Source organism: Marinobacter sp. HL-58, from assembly GCF_001314605.1.
GTDB lineage: Bacteria > Pseudomonadota > Gammaproteobacteria > Pseudomonadales > Oleiphilaceae > Marinobacter.
In genome coordinates this window covers 336272-352694 of sequence record NZ_LIHP01000001.1, presented here as the reverse complement: position 1 = coordinate 352694, position 16423 = coordinate 336272, and the positions used below count along the sequence as shown (strand labels likewise).

At 57.5% G+C, this 16423-nt stretch carries 15 protein-coding genes and 1 tRNA gene; 6 read left to right on the top strand and 10 right to left on the bottom strand.

The genetic code is table 11. The annotated features are described in order from the left end of the window. The first annotated feature begins 1 nt into the window (after position 1). From livG to HLUCCO03_RS01565, 6 genes are all read left to right on the top strand, one after another. Positions 2-757: a high-affinity branched-chain amino acid ABC transporter ATP-binding protein LivG gene (livG, locus tag HLUCCO03_RS01590; RefSeq protein ID WP_027833196.1), complete on the top strand. Its 756-nt coding sequence runs from the start codon at positions 2-4 to the stop codon at positions 755-757. Between the two features lie 9 nt (positions 758-766). Then, a complete protein-coding gene (locus HLUCCO03_RS01585; protein ID WP_027833197.1) occupies positions 767-1468 on the top strand; it encodes an ABC transporter ATP-binding protein in 702 nt (233 codons plus the stop codon). Positions 1469-1726: 258 nt separating this feature from the next. Next, entirely contained in the window at positions 1727-2167 is a 441-nt protein-coding gene (locus HLUCCO03_RS01580) for a hypothetical protein (RefSeq protein ID WP_197025693.1), read from the top strand. A gap of 325 nt (positions 2168-2492) precedes the next feature. Beyond that, positions 2493-2957: a DUF3015 domain-containing protein gene (locus HLUCCO03_RS01575; RefSeq protein WP_027833199.1), complete on the top strand. Its 465-nt coding sequence runs from the start codon at positions 2493-2495 to the stop codon at positions 2955-2957. Positions 2958-3048: 91 nt separating this feature from the next. Next, positions 3049-4914 (top strand): DUF4105 domain-containing protein, encoded by a 1866-nt coding sequence (locus HLUCCO03_RS01570; RefSeq protein ID WP_027833200.1) that lies wholly within the window; start codon positions 3049-3051, stop codon positions 4912-4914. Then, the gene (locus HLUCCO03_RS01565) at positions 4884-5759 is read left to right on the top strand and encodes an alpha/beta fold hydrolase (RefSeq protein WP_027833201.1); all 876 of its coding nucleotides are present in this window, start codon (positions 4884-4886) and stop codon (positions 5757-5759) included. Before HLUCCO03_RS01570 ends, HLUCCO03_RS01565 begins: the two co-directional genes overlap by 31 nt. Before the next feature lie 299 nt (positions 5760-6058). Here the strand turns inward: HLUCCO03_RS01565 and pnp are convergent, their stop codons facing one another. From pnp to tpiA, 10 genes are all read right to left on the bottom strand, one after another. Then, positions 6059-8200, bottom strand: coding sequence for a polyribonucleotide nucleotidyltransferase (gene pnp, locus HLUCCO03_RS01560; protein ID WP_292016600.1), 2142 nt, complete (start codon positions 8198-8200; stop codon positions 6059-6061). A gap of 287 nt (positions 8201-8487) precedes the next feature. Continuing rightward, positions 8488-8757, bottom strand: a complete 270-nt coding sequence (rpsO, locus tag HLUCCO03_RS01555; protein ID WP_027833203.1) for a 30S ribosomal protein S15 — start codon at positions 8755-8757, stop codon at positions 8488-8490. A gap of 92 nt (positions 8758-8849) precedes the next feature. Next, a complete protein-coding gene (truB, locus tag HLUCCO03_RS01550) occupies positions 8850-9770 on the bottom strand; it encodes a tRNA pseudouridine(55) synthase TruB (protein ID WP_027833204.1) in 921 nt (306 codons plus the stop codon). After that, the gene (gene rbfA / locus HLUCCO03_RS01545) at positions 9767-10177 is read right to left on the bottom strand and encodes a 30S ribosome-binding factor RbfA (RefSeq protein WP_027833205.1); all 411 of its coding nucleotides are present in this window, start codon (positions 10175-10177) and stop codon (positions 9767-9769) included. Before rbfA ends, truB begins: the two co-directional genes overlap by 4 nt. After that, positions 10177-12741, bottom strand: a complete 2565-nt coding sequence (gene infB, locus HLUCCO03_RS01540; protein WP_027833206.1) for a translation initiation factor IF-2 — start codon at positions 12739-12741, stop codon at positions 10177-10179. Before infB ends, rbfA begins: the two co-directional genes overlap by 1 nt. A gap of 17 nt (positions 12742-12758) precedes the next feature. Next, positions 12759-14252, bottom strand: coding sequence for a transcription termination factor NusA (gene nusA, locus HLUCCO03_RS01535; protein WP_027833207.1), 1494 nt, complete (start codon positions 14250-14252; stop codon positions 12759-12761). Between the two features lie 41 nt (positions 14253-14293). Then, on the bottom strand, positions 14294-14755 hold the full coding sequence (gene rimP / locus HLUCCO03_RS01530; protein WP_027833208.1) for a ribosome maturation factor RimP: 462 nt from the start codon (positions 14753-14755) through the stop codon (positions 14294-14296). A gap of 331 nt (positions 14756-15086) precedes the next feature. After that, positions 15087-15171 (bottom strand) — tRNA-Leu (locus HLUCCO03_RS01525). 7 nt (positions 15172-15178) lie between these two features. Further along, on the bottom strand, positions 15179-15553 hold the full coding sequence (secG, locus tag HLUCCO03_RS01520) for a preprotein translocase subunit SecG (protein ID WP_027833209.1): 375 nt from the start codon (positions 15551-15553) through the stop codon (positions 15179-15181). Positions 15554-15610: 57 nt separating this feature from the next. After that, a complete protein-coding gene (tpiA, locus tag HLUCCO03_RS01515) occupies positions 15611-16369 on the bottom strand; it encodes a triose-phosphate isomerase (RefSeq protein WP_027833210.1) in 759 nt (252 codons plus the stop codon). Positions 16370-16423 lie beyond the last annotated feature (54 nt).

The window sequence follows — 16423 nt, the reverse complement described above, 5'->3', positions numbered from 1 at the left end:
AATGCTTGAAGTACAGAATCTGTCAATGCGCTTCGGCGGCCTGCTGGCAGTGGACCAGGTGTCGCTGGACGTACAGGAACACGAAATCGTGGCAATTATCGGCCCCAACGGGGCCGGTAAAACCACTGTCTTTAACTGCATGAGCGGGTTCTACAAGCCTACGGGTGGCAAGATCCTGTTTGAAGGGAACGAGATCCAGGGCAAACCGGATTACAAGATTTCCCGCCTTGGCCTGGTGCGAACCTTTCAGCACGTGCGCCTGTTCAATCGTATGACTGTGGTGGAAAACCTGCTGGTCGCCCAGCATCGCCATCTCAACACCAATCTGATCTCCGGCATCCTGAAGACCCCCAACTACCGCGAAAGGGAACAGAAGTCCCTGGACCGCGCAGCCTACTGGCTTGACCGGGTCGGGCTGACAGAGATGGCAAACCGGGATGCCGGTAACCTGGCCTATGGCCAGCAACGCCGGCTCGAGATTGCCCGCTGCATGGTTACCGAACCCAAACTGCTGATGCTGGATGAACCTGCTGCGGGCCTGAACCCGGCGGAAACCAAGGATCTGAACCAGCTGATCATCAGCCTGAAAGAGGACTACAACGTCTCCGTGGTACTGATCGAGCACGATATGAGCCTGGTCATGGACATTTCGGACCGCATCAACGTGATCAACCAGGGCCGGCCCCTGGCCAGCGGCACGCCGGATGAAATCCGCCGGAACGACGACGTAATCAAAGCCTATCTGGGTGAGGCCTGAGGAATTTCCATGCTAGTACTAGAAGATGTGCATACCCATTACGGCAAGATCGAGGCGCTCCATGGCGTGTCCGTTGAAGTCAACAAGGGCGAGATCGTTTCGCTGATTGGTGCCAACGGGGCGGGCAAAACGACCTTGCTGATGACCGTCTGCGGTAACCCACAGGCCACGTCCGGCCGAATTATATTCCAGGGGCACGATATCACCCGGGACATGACCTCGAACATCATGCGTTCGGGAATCGCCATCGTGCCGGAAGGCAGACGCGTGTTCTCCGGCCTGACGGTCGAAGAAAACCTCCACATGGGTGGTTTCTTCAACACCAAGGCGGAAATCCGCAAGAGCCAGAACCATGTGTACGAGCTGTTTCCTCGCCTGAAGGAACGGGAGCACCAGCGTGCCGGCACCATGTCCGGTGGTGAACAACAGATGCTGGCCATCGGGCGGGCGCTGATGAGCAAACCCAACATGATCATCCTGGATGAGCCTTCACTGGGCCTCGCTCCACTGGTGATAAAACAGATCTTCGAGATCATCGGGCAACTGCGGGAAGAAGGCATTACCGTGTTCCTGGTGGAACAGAATGCCCACCAGGCCCTGAACCTGGCAGACCGGGGCTATGTTCTGGAAACCGGACGGATCCGCCTGCACGACACCGGCAAGAATCTGCTATCCAATCCGGATGTTCAGAATGCTTATCTGGGTGGTTGAGACAGCCATAAGGTTTATTTTTTAACCATCTTCAATCTGATCAGGAGTTTATTGGAAACCTCCAGAGGCCCAATAAACTCCTGCCATCAATTTCATTCCTCGACTTGAACCACTCGCCCTTGCCTTCATAAGTTTTACATTATTTAAAAAAATCCAGGGATTACGGCGGCGACATAAGCTTAACAAATCTGTAATCTTTCGCCGGCCGGAAGATGGCACTTCCGGCATCCTGGAGTAAAAACTAATTAAGGAAAACAAATGATTCTATCTCGTTCGAAAGGTATGGTGCTGAGTGTTGTTCTGAGTATTCTGATGATATCGGGCTGTGCAACACCCCTTTCTTCAGGGCAAAAGCAGGAATACAGGGGATATCAGGCCAAAGGTCTGGCAGTTGAAGAGAAGAACCCGGGCGCTGCAGCAGCTCTGGGCATTCTGCCCGGTTTTGGTTCTTTCTACGTACGCGAATACGGTGCCGGCGTTGTCAATCTTCTGCTATGGCCGGCTTCAGTCCTGTGGGATCCGATGAGTGGCTACCAGGGCGCGCAGTCAATCAACTACTACGCGACCAAAGAAAAGATCAACGGATTGAAAGACAAAGAAATCTCTCAGCTAGAAGACCAGTTGATGATGGAAACAATTGATAATAAGGAATATGTTTCCGCCAAGCGTGAAATTGACAATAAATATTCGGCCTACTGACTCATTGAAATCATAGGGCCAAGGGTTACGCCAAAGACCCCAATGCCCGGCCCTGTGAAATGGATCCAGAGCCACCAGAACGGCAGCTCTGGATCCATAACCCCATCAAGCGCTACTCAACACTCTTGATTGTGCCTTTATGGGCCAAATCAAACACTCGGCCGCTCTGTAACTTGCCTTCTTGATATATGAACTATACTCAGAGTCAACGGTCGACCTGTCTCCACGGGAAATCAGTCAGGGCCGTTATCGCGCCGCTCCCGGGACCCTCTCAGGCGGATAAGGCGCGTTTGCGACGACAGTAAAAACATACAAGGAGTGAATAATGAAAAAACTCATCGCAGGTGCATTGCTCATGGGTGCCTCTACCCTGGCCTTCGCTCAGCCCGGCTGTGGCGTTGGCGCCATGATCTGGAAAGGACAATCCGGTATTGCCCCCCACGTTCTGGCCGCAACCACCAACGGGACCTTCGGTAACCAGACTTTTGGTATGACCACCGGCACGCTGGGGTGTCAGACCAACGAGTCTGTTCAATCCATGGCCATGTACATGGACAGCAATATTGACAAGGTAGCGCGTGACATGTCCCGCGGTTCCGGCGAAAACCTGGATACCGTGGCTGTACTGCTGGGTGTGGATGAAGCGGACCGTGACGCCTTCCGCAAGGTCCTCCAGGACAACTTTGCAACCATCTTCCCGTCATCAGACACCACGTCCGGTGAAGCGGTGGATGCCATCGTGTCGCTGCTTGAGCAGAACGAGGCTCTGAGCAAATACGTAGCAGCCTGATCCGTCGATTCTGAAACAGGAATGACCGCGCCAGGGACGGCGCAATCGTTTACACCCATCCGCCATTCAAACCGGAACTGACTGATCCACCATGCGCACTTCGCTTCAGTTCGCGCTGGCCCTTCTCTGGCTGGCACCAGGTACTTACGCATACGCTACCTCACTCCCGGACACCGGAGAACTCCACCAACACCCCGCATGGCTGACACTGGGACATTACCAACCCGACCGTTTTGGTGACGGCCACACAAGCCAGGCGGACGATGACAGTTTTTTCCTCAGCGACAACGGCAAAACCTCGCCCAGGGCGGAACTCGAAGCCACACTGAAGGCCATTATGGAGCCGGGAGGTGGCGACGATCACGCCCGTTGCCGCTTCCCGGCAAGAGATCGCTGGCTCAGGCAACAACTGGATCTGCCACAGGAAAACGCGGACTGCCCGGCCTATGAAGAATGGGCGGAAGAACTGAATACCGAAACCGTGACGCTGGTATTTGCGGCTTCTTACCTGAACAGCCCGTCGTCAATGTTCGGCCATACCTTCCTGCGCCTCGACCCGCCCCAGGAAGACGAGGAAACCAACCTTCTGCTGGCCAACACCATTTCCTATGCGGCAGACGCAGCAGCCCACGACAGTGAGATCCTGTTCGCGTACAAGGGCATATTCGGCGGCTACCCGGGCATTACGTCCATCCAGCCCTACTATGAGAAGATCCGCCTGTATTCCGATATCGAGCATCGGGACCTTTGGGAATACCAGCTCAATCTGAACCAGGCCGAAGTGGACATGATGCTGGCCCACACCTGGGAGATCCGTGACCGCAATTTCGATTACTACTTCTTCGATGAGAATTGTGCCTATCGGCTGCTGGCACTGATCGACGTGGCCCGCCCGGGCACCGACCTGCTGGATGAAGTCAGTACCCATGCCATTCCCTCGGATACCGTTCGCTGGGTGGTGGACAGGGGCCTGGTGGAGGAAGTGTATTACCGCCCCTCAGCGGCCACCAGTGTGAGCCACAGCATCGATTCACTGCCCGCAGACCAGCAAACGCTGGCCGCCGCCATTGCTAACGGCTACGTGGATGCGGATGCGCAGGAGGTAAGAGATCTGAGTGACAGGGAACGGGCCCGGGTACTGGATGCCACCTATGACTATGTCCGTTACCAGAGCGAAGCCGACGGCTGGCCACGGGAGCACGCGGCCCCCCTTTCCCACGACCTGCTCCGCGAACGCAGCCGGATACGTGGCGTAGCGGCCCGTAGCGGCCCACCGGAACCCGCCATACGGGACGACGAGGGACACGACACGTTCCGGGCCAGCCTCAGCGGCGGGCAATTGGGGGATCGCAACTTCACGGAGCTGACACTTCGCCCCGCCTACCACGATGTGCTGGACCCGCCTGCGGGCTATCGCGGTGGCGCCCAGCTCCAGTTCCTGCGCCTGGACGCCCGCTTTTACACCGACAATGACGAACTGCAGATAGAACAGCTCACCGGTGTGGAGATCCGCTCCCTGTCACCCCGCAACCAGTTCTTCTCGCCGCTGTCCTGGCAGGTGGGTTTTGGCGGTCGACGCACCGATACCGAAACCAACCGGGTATTCACCCCTTACCTGGAAGGCGGCGCCGGCGGTAGCTGGCAGCTGGGCAAAACCACCCAGGCCTTCGCCATCGCCACCGCCGACCTGGAAATCGACGACGACCTGCGCCGGGGCTACGACGCAGCCCCCGGTGCCGATCTGGGCATACTTCACCAGAACAACCGGTTCAGCCTGCTGGGTGGTGTGAAAACCAAAGCCTGGATCATCAGCAGCCAGCATCGCCAGGACCAGGCCTACCTGGAAGGCAACTGGCACTTCGGGCGGGAGTTCAGCCTGTTTGGAAAGTTCAGCCGTGAAGACCACTACGACAGGTACCGCAGCACATGGCAACTCGGACTCCACGCGTACTTCTGAGCGCCCTTAAAACACTGGCGGGTGTCACTGCCGCCGGCGTCCTGCTGCTGCAGACCGGCTGCAGCAGCGTGTTTTTCTACCCGGACGATGTCACCTATGTCACCCCTGATCGCCTGAACCTTGAATACGAAGACGTTTACCTGGACACCCCGGACGGTGAAACCCTCCACGGCTGGTGGCTGCCTGCAGAATCCGACCCCAAGGGCACCATCTACTTCCTCCACGGCAATGCCCAGAACATCAGCAGCCACATCATGAACGTCGCCTGGCTGCCCGAGAGACGCTACAACGTGTTCCTGATCGACTATCGGGGGTATGGACGTTCAACCGGTGCACCGGACATAGAAGGCACCCTGCACGACGCAGAGGCCGGTCTGCGCTGGCTGATCGAGCAACCCGACGTCGATAACCAGCCCCTGTTCCTGCTGGGCCAGAGCCTCGGTGGCGCACTGGGCACCGCACTCGCCAGTGAATGGGTAACACGGGACGAACAGCCACCCCTGGACGGTGTCATCCTTGACGGCACCTTCAACGGATTCCGCGCCATTGCCCGGGAAAAACTGGGCGACTTCTGGCTCACCTGGCCCTTCCAGATCCCCCTGAGCTGGACCATCACCAGCGAGTACGAGGCCTATGAACGCATCAGCAACATCAGCCCGGTGCCGGTAATGGTGATTCACAGTGAACGTGACGGGATAATTCCGTTCCATCATGGTGAGCAGTTGTTTGAAGCGGCGGAAGAGCCCAAGCGGTTTTTAAGAACGGATACGGGGCATGGGTCTACGTTTGTGATTCCCGCCTATCAGGCGGCGGTGCTTGGGTTTATGGATGCGAATGGAGGGTAGAGGCCCGGTGTTGTCGGATTACGGCTGCGCCTAATCCGACCTACGATTGCAGGCAGCTCCTGTAGTTTGGGGAGTGCGCCGGGCAGGGCTATTCAAAACCGTGCGGAGCCAAGGATGGCGGAGCCCGAGCCTACATGGACGTACTTGTTGGCGTGTTTTGAATAGCCCTGCCCGGCGTGCTCAGGCTACAGAACTTGTAGGCCTGGATATAAAAAAACCCGCCAGACTCGGGAGAGTGGCGGGTTTTTTGTCGGATTACGCCTTTGGCTAATCCGACCTACGGGGTTGGGCCCGTTTGCTTACAGCGCAGAAAGGTCCGTGGGCTGCTCGCCTTCCTTTACTTCTTTCATGGACAGTTTTACACGCCCACGGTTGTCCACATCCAGCACCTTCACCAGCACTTCCTGGCCTTCGCTCAGCTCGTCTGTGACGTTCTCGATGCGACGGTCAGAAATCTGGGAAATGTGCACCAGACCATCCTTGCCAGGCAGGATGTTCACGAAGGCACCGAAATCCACGATGCGCTCGACGCGGCCACTGTAGATCGCACCAACCTCGATTTCCGCGGTGATTTCCATCACCCGCTTCATCGCTGCGTTGGCAGCTTCCTGGTTGTCGGCGTAGATCTTCACGTTGCCGTCATCATCCAGATCAATGGACGCACCGGTCTCGTCACAGATGGAACGGATGGTGGAACCGCCCTTACCGATAACGTCGCGGATTTTCTCAGGGTTGATCTTGATGGTAGTGATGCTCGGCGCGCGGCTGGAAAGCTCCTTGCGAGGCGCAGAAATCACCTTCGCCATCTCACCCAGGATGTGCAGACGTGCTGCGTTGGCCTGGTCCAGGGCAATTTCCATGATTTCGTCGGTGATTCCCTGGATCTTGATATCCATCTGCAGGGCAGTGATGCCTTCAGAAGTACCCGCTACCTTGAAGTCCATATCGCCCAGGTGATCCTCGTCACCCAGGATGTCGGTCAGAACCGCGAACTTGTCGCCTTCCTTGACCAGACCCATGGCAATACCGGCAACCGGCGCCTTGATCGGCACACCAGCGTCCATCAGTGCCAGGCTGGAACCACAGACAGACGCCATGGAGCTGGAACCGTTGGATTCGGTGATTTCAGACACCGCACGGATGGTGTACGGGAACTCTTCAATGGTAGGCATGACCGCAGCCACACCACGCTTGGCCAGACGGCCGTGGCCAACTTCACGACGACCCGGTGTACCAACACGGCCAGCTTCGCCGACGGAGTACGGAGGGAAGTTGTAGTGGAACAGGAACGGGTCCTTGCGCTCACCTTCCAGGGCATCGATGATCTGCATGTCACGGGCGGTGCCCAGCGTGGTGGTCACGATGGCCTGGGTTTCACCACGGGTGAACAGGGCTGAACCGTGGGTGCTGGGCAGAATACCGACTTCCACCTCGATCGGACGAACGGTCTTGTTGTCGCGGCCGTCGATACGTGGCTTGCCGTCGATAACCTGCTTGCGAACGATGGTCTTCTCGACCTTGCCAAAGTACTTCTTGACGTCATCCGCTGAAGGCTCGCCTTCTTCTTCACCCGCCAGTTTCTCGACCAGTGCGTTCTTGATCTCGCCCAGGCGCGCATAACGCTCCATCTTGTCGCGGATGCTGTAGGCTTCCTCGATGGCCGCAGCGGCTTCGGCGTTAACCGCGTTGAGCAGCTCGGTGTTCTCAGGCTCGGGCTGCCAGTCCCAGCGAGGCTTGCCTACTTCAGCGGCAAGTTCCTTGATGGCGGTAATCGCTGTCTGCATTTCCTGGTGGCCATACAGTACGGCACCCAGCATCTGGTCCTCGATCAGGCCCTTGGCTTCCGACTCAACCATCAGAACCGCATCTTCAGTACCGGCAACCACCATGTCCAGCAGGGAGGTTTCCAGCTCTTCGAAGGTGGGGTTCAGGAAGTAGCCACGCTCATTGGTGTAGCCAACCCGAGAGGCACCGATAGGCCCGTCAAACGGGATACCTGAGATGGCGAGGGCTGCGGAGGCGGCCAGCATGGCTGCGATATCCGGATCCTGGTCCTTGCTGGATGACATCACGGTAGTGATGACCTGGGTTTCGTTCATGAACCCCTTGGGGAACAGTGGACGGATCGGGCGGTCAATCAGGCGGGATGTCAGGGTTTCTTTCTCGGACGGACGGCCTTCACGCTTGAAGAAGCCACCGGGGATTTTGCCCACGGCGTAGGTCTTCTCGAAGTAGTTGACGGTCAGCGGGAAGAACGGCTGGCCCGGCTTGGCCTCTTTGGCAGCAACCACGGTACCCAGCACAGCGATGTCATCAATGGTGACCAGCACGGAGCCGGTGGCCTGACGGGCAATACGGCCGGTTTCAATAGTGACGGTCTTGCCGCCGAGTTCAAACGATTTTTTGACGGGATTGAGATCCACGGTAACTCCTGAATTCATCATTTCAATTTGACTCAGACAATCCGCCCCTGCGGATTATCCGTTTTAACTGCACCAACGCCTGAACTGATGAACTGAAGAGCAACCCGTCTGAAAGCTAACAGGCTGTTGTAAAACCCCGGGGCAGGAACCACATCTTCCGAGGCCGGGCTTTTCAACAACCTGCTATCAATTTCGGCTTTCCAATACGACAGGGAGTTCCTTCAGGGTTCACTGACAGACACGATGCAGGAGAAAAGCACAGCCGGCGAGGCGAATGCCCCGCCGGCTGTCAGGGACCAGCCGGACTAGCGACGCAGGTTCAGACGCTGGATCAGATCCAGGTAACGGTCTGCGTTCTTGCGCTTCAGGTAATCCAGCAATTTACGGCGCTGGTTAACCATCCGGATCAGACCGCGGCGGGAATGGTGATCCTGCTTGTTGGTCTTGAAGTGATCCTGCAATTTGTTGATGTTGTGGCTCAACAATGCAATCTGAACTTCAGGAGAACCGGTATCGCCTTCGCCCTGCTGAAAATCCTTGACGATCTGTGCTTTCTCATTGGCAGAAAGTGCCATAACTCACCTCATTGTCGCGATGCTATCGAATTCAGCCGAACCGCGCATCTCTACAGCCCGGCTAATCAGCCACAATCGTTCTGGAACGGTTGTCAGCTGCTTTTCACCAGACGACGTGGTACCAGTTTGGTAGCCTCGCCCTCCGGCAATCCTTCTGCCAGCCCCACGAAGCGGCCGTTGCCATAGAGGCGAACGAACCCTTCGATGGGCTGACCGGGTATTCTAACTGGTTGTCCGTTCAATATCGATACCAGCGAACTGCCTTCCAGTTGCTGTTCCGGGAACATGGTCAGCGCCGCGTCCGGAGCCACCAGCAGGCCATCCAGACTCTCACCCTGCTCGCGCATGGTTTCCAGGGTACCCACGTCAACCGCATCCGCCAGCGTGAAACCGGACGCCATGGTACGGCGAAGTGCCGTTACATGAGCTCCGCACCCCAGCGCCTCGCCAATGTCCTCCACCAGCGAACGGATATAGGTGCCTTTGGTGCAACTGACGGCAATGTCGATTTCCCCATCACGCACTTCCAGCAGTTTCAGCTCGTAAATGGTTACCGGGCGGGCCGGACGCTCGACCTCGATACCTTCCCGCGCATATTCATACAGCGGGCGGCCCTGGTGCTTGAGCGCAGAATACATGGAGGGAACCTGCTGGATATCACCCCGAAACCGGTCGAGAACCGGCTCCAGGGAATCAGCCGTCAAGCCTTCCGGTACCGGCTTCTCCGCTACCACGTCGCCTTCGCTGTCACCGGTTTCGGTCCGGACCCCGAGGCGCGCCGTAGCGATATAGGCCTTGTCGCTGTCCAGCATCATCTGGGAGAACTTGGTGGCCTCGCCAAAACACAGCGGCAATACACCAGTGGCCAGCGGATCAAGGGCGCCGGTGTGGCCGGCCTTGGCCGCTCCGAACAGCCGCTTGACCTGCTGCAGGATGCCATTGGACGTAATATCCATGGGCTTGTCGATGACCAGGATGCCGTTTACATCACGGCCTTTACGGCGTCGACTCAAGCGTCTCGCTCCGGATCGTCATCGCGATCAACCGCAGGCTTGTCACCAACGGCCTCGCGAATAAGGTTGTCCATGTGGCGGCTGTGCCCGAGCAGGGTATCAAAATGGAAGCGCAACTGGGGCGTTACCCTCAGCTTCATGGCCCGGCCGATCTGCCCGCGCAGAAAGCCGGAAGCCTTGTTCAGTACCGCCAGGGAATCCCGCACCTGCGGTGATTCCTCGGTCAGTTCCTCGGTGGTGAGCAGGGATACGTAGATATCCGCGTAGCCCAGGTCACGGCTTACCTTGACGGCATTGACCGTGACCATGCCCACCCGCGGGTCCTTGATCTCCCGCTGGATGAGCTGGGCCAGCTCACGCTGCATCTGATCGCCAATGCGATCAATCCGGCTGAACTCTCTTGGCATCAGGCCCCCGTAGACTCAAGCTTACGCTCGACCCGGACGCGATCGAATACTTCGATCTGGTCGCCGACTTTTACATCATAACCCTTGACGCCGATACCACACTCCATGCCATTGCGGACTTCCGGTACGTCATCCTTGAAGCGGCGCAGGGATTCCAGCTCGCCTTCAAAGATAACCACATTGTCCCGCAGCACACGAATGGGCTTGTTACGGTAAACAGTACCCTCGGTCACCATACAGCCGGCCACCTGGCCATATTTCGGTGAACGGAACACATCCCGCACGTCGGCAATACCCACGATATCCTCGCGGAACTCCGGCGCCAGCATGCCGGTCAGGGCCGCTTTCACGTCATCAATCAGGTTGTAGATGATGCTGTAGTAACGCAGATCCAGACCTTCCTGCTCAACCAGCCGCTTGGCAGCCGTATCGGCACGAACGTTGAAACCGAAGATAACCGCATTGGTCGCCATCGCCAGACTGACGTCTGTCTCGGCAATACCACCAACACCGGAGGACACAATCTTCACCTGGACTTCATCATTACCCAGATCCTGCAGCGACTTGGTAATCGCTTCCAGGGAACCACGAACGTCGGTCTTGAGGACCACGTTGAGGGTCTTGACCTCGTCCTTGCCCATGTTCTCGAACAGGTTCTCGAGCTTGGCCGCCTGCTGCCTGTGCAGACGCTGCTCGCGTTCCCGAGACTGGCGGAATTCCGCCAGTTCCTTGGCCTTCTTCTCGTCGGCCACGGCAAAGAACTCGTCACCGGCATTCGGCGTACCGTTCAGGCCCAGGATTTCCACCGGAATGGAAGGCCCGGCTTCCTTGACCTGCTTGCCGGCTTCGTCGGTCATGGCGCGGACCTTGCCGAAGAAGGAGCCGGCCACAACCATTTCACCCTGGCGCAGGGTACCGTTCTGAACCAGCACGGTAGCCACGGAGCCTCGGCCACGCTCAAGGCTCGATTCAACAACCACACCCTTGGCCGGTGCATCCGGAGATGCCTCGAGCTCAAGGATTTCCGCCTGCAGCAGAAGGGCTTCAAGCAGATCATCAATACCTTCACCGGTATGAGCGGATACCGGGATAAACTGGACGTCGCCGCCCCAGTCTTCCGGGATCACTTCCATACCGGCCAGCTCGGTCTTGATGCGGTCAGGATCGGCTTCTTCCTTATCCATCTTGTTGATGGCAACCACAATCGGTACGCCGGCAGAGCGGGCGTGATCCACCGCTTCCTTGGTTTGCGGCATCACACCGTCATCGGCGGCCACCACCAGGATAACAATATCGGTGCACTGGGCACCCCGTGCACGCATGGCGGTAAAGGCTGCGTGGCCCGGGGTATCCAGGAACGACACCATGCCGTGATCGGTTTCCACGTGATAGGCACCGATGTGCTGGGTGATACCACCGGACTCGCCGGAGGCCACCTTGGTGCGGCGGATGTAGTCCAGCAGCGATGTCTTGCCGTGGTCAACGTGACCCATCACGCTCACGACCGGCGCACGCTTGGTCTTTTCCTTGCCTTCGAAGGTGAATTCGCTCAGTACTTCTTCCTCGAACGCATCCTCGCTGACGGTATTGGCCTTGTGGCCCAGTTCTTCCGTCACCAGCACGGCGGTTTCCTGATCGAGGGCCTGGTTGATGGTCGCCATTACCCCCATACCCATCAGTTTCTTGATGACGTCGGCTGACTTGACGGCCATCCGCTGGGCAAGATCACCCACGGTGATCGTCTCGGGAATATCGACTTCTCGTACCATTGGCTTGGTCGGCCTCTCGAAAGCGTGACGCTTTTCTTTGGGTTTCTTTTTCGCACGAAGCGGCTTGCGCAGCGTGGTGTCTTCCTCTTCTTCATTGATTACAAGAGGCTCTTCCACCGGACGATTGCGCGGGCCGCGATGCCCAGCGGACTTCTTCTTGGGCTTGCCTTCTTCCGGCTCGTCGCCGCGCTCGCGGGCTTTTTCTTTCTTTTTCTTCGGCTTGCGATCCTTGCCCTCACCTTCTTCAGGCGGCGGGATCGGCATATCTTCCGGCGCGGGAACCGGGGATGGTTCCGGCTCTGCAGCCACTTCCGGCTGCTGCTCTTTCTCTGCCGGCTTTTCTTCGGCCACTGGCGTTTCCGCCGGTGCCTCGGAAACCGGTGCTTCCGGCTTCGGTGCTTCCGCCGGTTGTGCCTGCTCAGCCGTTACCGCCGGTGCCTCTTCCGGTGCTGGTGCGGCCTGCTCTGCGGCCGCCTCTTCCTGCTTCGCAGCTTCCGGCTCCAGTTCGGCACGCTTGATATACGTACGGCGCTTGCGGACCTCAACATTGACCGTCTTCGCACGGCCCGCTTTCAGCGTGGTTGTTGTCTTGCGCTTGAGAGTGATCTTCTTCGGTTCCGCTTCACTCTCTCCGTGATTCTTTCTCAGATAGGTCAGCAACTGTTGCTTCTCATCACTGGTGACAGAGTCTTCTTCGGAGCGGGCTTTCAGGCCAGCCTCCACGATCTGTCGCAGCAAACGATCCACGGGAGCGCCTACATCTGCGGCCAGTTGTTTTACCGTTACATCAGCCATACTGGTCCTCCTCCCGATTAAGCCTGGTCTTCAAACCAGGGGGCGCGTGCAGCCATAATCAGCTGGCCGGCACGCTCTTCTTCCATACCTTCGATGTCGAGCAGGTCATCAACAGACTGCTCGGCAAGATCTTCCATGGTACGGATACCTTTACCGGCCAGCTTGAATGCCAGGCCGCGGTCCATACCGTCCATTGCCAGAAGATCTTCTGCGGGCTCCGCGCCCTCGAGCGCCTCTTCACTGGCCAGGGCCTGATTCAACAGGGCATCCTTGGCACGGCGACGCAATTCCGTGACGGTCTCTTCGTCAAAACCTTCAATAGCGAGCATCTCCTCCATGGGGATGTACGCCACTTCCTCGATGGAAGTAAATCCTTCCTCGATAAGAACGCCGGCAAACTCCTCGTCCACATCCAGGTTGCTGGTGAAATGCTCCAGCAAGGTATTGTATTCCTGCTCCTGGCGCTGACCGGCTTCCTCCTCGGTCATCACGTTCAGTGTCCAGCCTGTCAGCTCGGTCGCCAGGCGTACGTTCTGTCCGTTACGGCCAATGGCCTGGGCCAGATTGTCTTCGGCAACAGCCACTTCCATGGTGTGACGGTCTTCGTCCATCACAATGGAAGCCACTTCCGCAGGCGCCATGGCGTTGATTACCAGCTGTGCGGGGTTGTCGTCCCAAAGAACGATATCAACACGCTCGCCACCCAGTTCGTTGGAAACCGCCTGAACCCGTGAACCACGCATACCCACACAGGCACCGACCGGATCAATACGGCGGTCGTTGGTCTTTACTGCAATCTTGGCCCGGGAACCCGGGTCCCTTGCTGCACCACGGATTTCGATCAGTTCCTCGGCAATTTCCGGAACCTCGATGCGGAACAGCTCGATCAGCATCTGCGGATCGGTGCGGCTCAGGATCAGCTGGGGGCCGCGATGGTCCGTGCGGATCTCCTGTAGCAGGGAACGGACCCGGTCACCCATGCGGAAGGTCTCGCGGGGAATCAGATGCTCGCGCGGCAGCAGGGCTTCGGCGTTGGCGCCAAGATCCACGATGACGTTGTCCCGTGTCACTTTCTTTACGGTACCGGAAACCAGCTCACCGACGCGGTCACGGTAGCTGTCGACAATCTTGGTGCGCTCGGCTTCCCGCACTTTCTGGAAGATAATCTGTTTGGCCGCCTGGGCCCCGATGCGTCCGAAAGCCACGGACTCGACCTTTTCTTCGTAGATATCGCCAGGGCGGAGATTCTTGTCGATCTCCTCCGCTTCCTGCATGGTCAGCTCGGTGCCAAGCGCAGGAACAGCGTCGTTATCAACCACCAGCCAGCGGCGGAATGTCTCGTATTCGCCGGTACGGCGGTCGATGGAAACGCGGATGTCTGCTTCCTCGTCGTCGTAACGTTTTTTGGCAGCGGTGGCGAGTGCCAGCTCGATTGCTTCAAAGATCACATCCTTCTCGACACCTTTCTCGTTCGAGACGGATTCAACCACCAGCAAGATCTCTTTACTCATTGGATTGCCCTGCCCTTAAAATAAACTTTGCGTCCACTGACTTATTCAAATACCGGAACGATGTTGGCTTTCTCGATGCTATCGAATGGCAACAGATACTCGTGATCATCAACAACCACGACAACGTCATCGCCCTCAACACCCTTGATCAGGCCCTGAAACTTGCGACGCCCCTCGAATGCCATCCGTAATTTGATCTGGACCTGATGGCCGGCGAATGCCTCATACTGCTCCAGTCGGAACAACGGCCGATCCATTCCCGGAGAGGAAACCTCCAGGGTATATTCTGTCTGGATGGGGTCTTCCACATCCATCACACCGCTTGCCTGGCGGCTCACTTTCTCACAGTCTTCAATGCCGATACCGTTCTCGGCATCGTCAATAAATACTCTCAACAGGGAATGGTGACCCTGGGAGCGGAATTCAATGCCCCAAAACTCGTACCCCAGGCCTTCCACGATGGGCCTGAGCATTTCTTCCAGCTGCTTCAACTTGGCTGACAAGGCTATTGCGTCTCCGTTAGTCGTTTTTCGACCCCAAAAACAAAAAAAGGGCTGTTGATCAGCCCTTTTTATGCACCAGGGCCTGATGCGCCAGGCCCCTTAATCAAAAAGCCCCGAAAAAGTGGGGCCCTTTGTTGCAAGAACTCACAGAGGATAAATACACACTGAAAACTTCCTCTGCTGACAGACACCTGGCCTGCCTGAAGCGGCAGGACAACCTGTGCCCGGAGCCCGCTCCAATATCCGCCGGAGTATAGAGACGCCGGCCTTACTGGTCAAGGACTGACCAAAAAAAACGGCCTGGTAATTCCAAGCCGTTTTTCTTCCAGTATGGTGCCCGGGGCCGGACTCGAACCGGCACGGCTTTCGCCACTACCCCCTCAAGATAGCGTGTCTACCAGTTTCACCACCCGGGCAACACTCTTACTCGAGCTCGGGGAGTTCATTCTCATCCCCGCGCCCGTCTTCGCCTTCATCTGCTGCTTCACTCTCAGCCTGCCCGGCGTCGGAACTGGATTCCTCAACTACAGGAATACCGGCTTCCCCTGCCACTTCGGCACGCTGCTTGGCGAATACAGCCAGCGAAAAACTTGTTACAAAAAAGATAATGGCCAGCAAGGTCGTTGCACGAACGAGGAAACTGCTACTGCCCTCACTGCCAAATACCGTCTGGGAGGCACCTCCACCAAACGCGGCACCGGCATTTGCACCCTTACCATGCTGGATCAGCACCAGACCCACCAGTGCCACCGCGATGACCACGTGGAGAACAACAACCAGTGTTTCGATCCAATCCATAATGTCTCTCTGATAACCTGATGGCCCGCGCTAATGGCTTTCGCGAGCCGGTAACTTTCAGGATCTGCCCGGCACGGCCCGGCAAATACTTACAAAATCTGCTGCACTCAACGATGCACCGCCAATCAGGCCGCCATCAATGTCCGGCTGAGCAAAAAGTGCGGCCGCATTATCCGCTTTTACACTGCCGCCGTAAAGCAGTGAAATTTCATCTGCCGGGGCCCCGAGGGCGCTCAGCACTGCGCGAATAGCAGCATGCATGGCCTGCGCGTCTTCAGCCGTGGCGGTTTTCCCGGTTCCAATGGCCCATACCGGCTCATAGGCAACCACAACCTGATGCCACTGGTCGCCGCCAACTTCAGCAACCGAACGGCGAACCTGGGCCGAAACAACTTCCTCGGCTCTGCCCGCCTCACGCTCTTCCAGAGTCTCTCCAACGCATATCACCGCGTTCAACCCTGAAGCCAATGCCCTGCCTACCTTGACCGCGACCTGCTGGTCGGTCTCACCAAACAGCTGCCTGCGCTCGGAGTGCCCGACAAGGGCATAGTCACACCCTGAGTCTCTGGCCATTCCCGCGGAGACTTCCCCGGTGTAGGCGCCGGAATCCCAGCAGGCAATATTCTGTATGCCAACGGCAATCTCACCACCGGCCAGCCTGACTACATCGCTGACAAACAGGGCGGGAGGAATAATAACAGCCTCCACACCATTATCAAGCGATGCCACCTCTGACCGGACTTGGCCAACCAGGCTATTCACAAGGTCTTTCGACCCGTTCATTTTCCAGTTTCCGGCAACGATCCTACGGCGCATAAATAACCCCTGATTCAAGGGAGGGCGAACTATACAGCAGTCTTTTACAGCAGA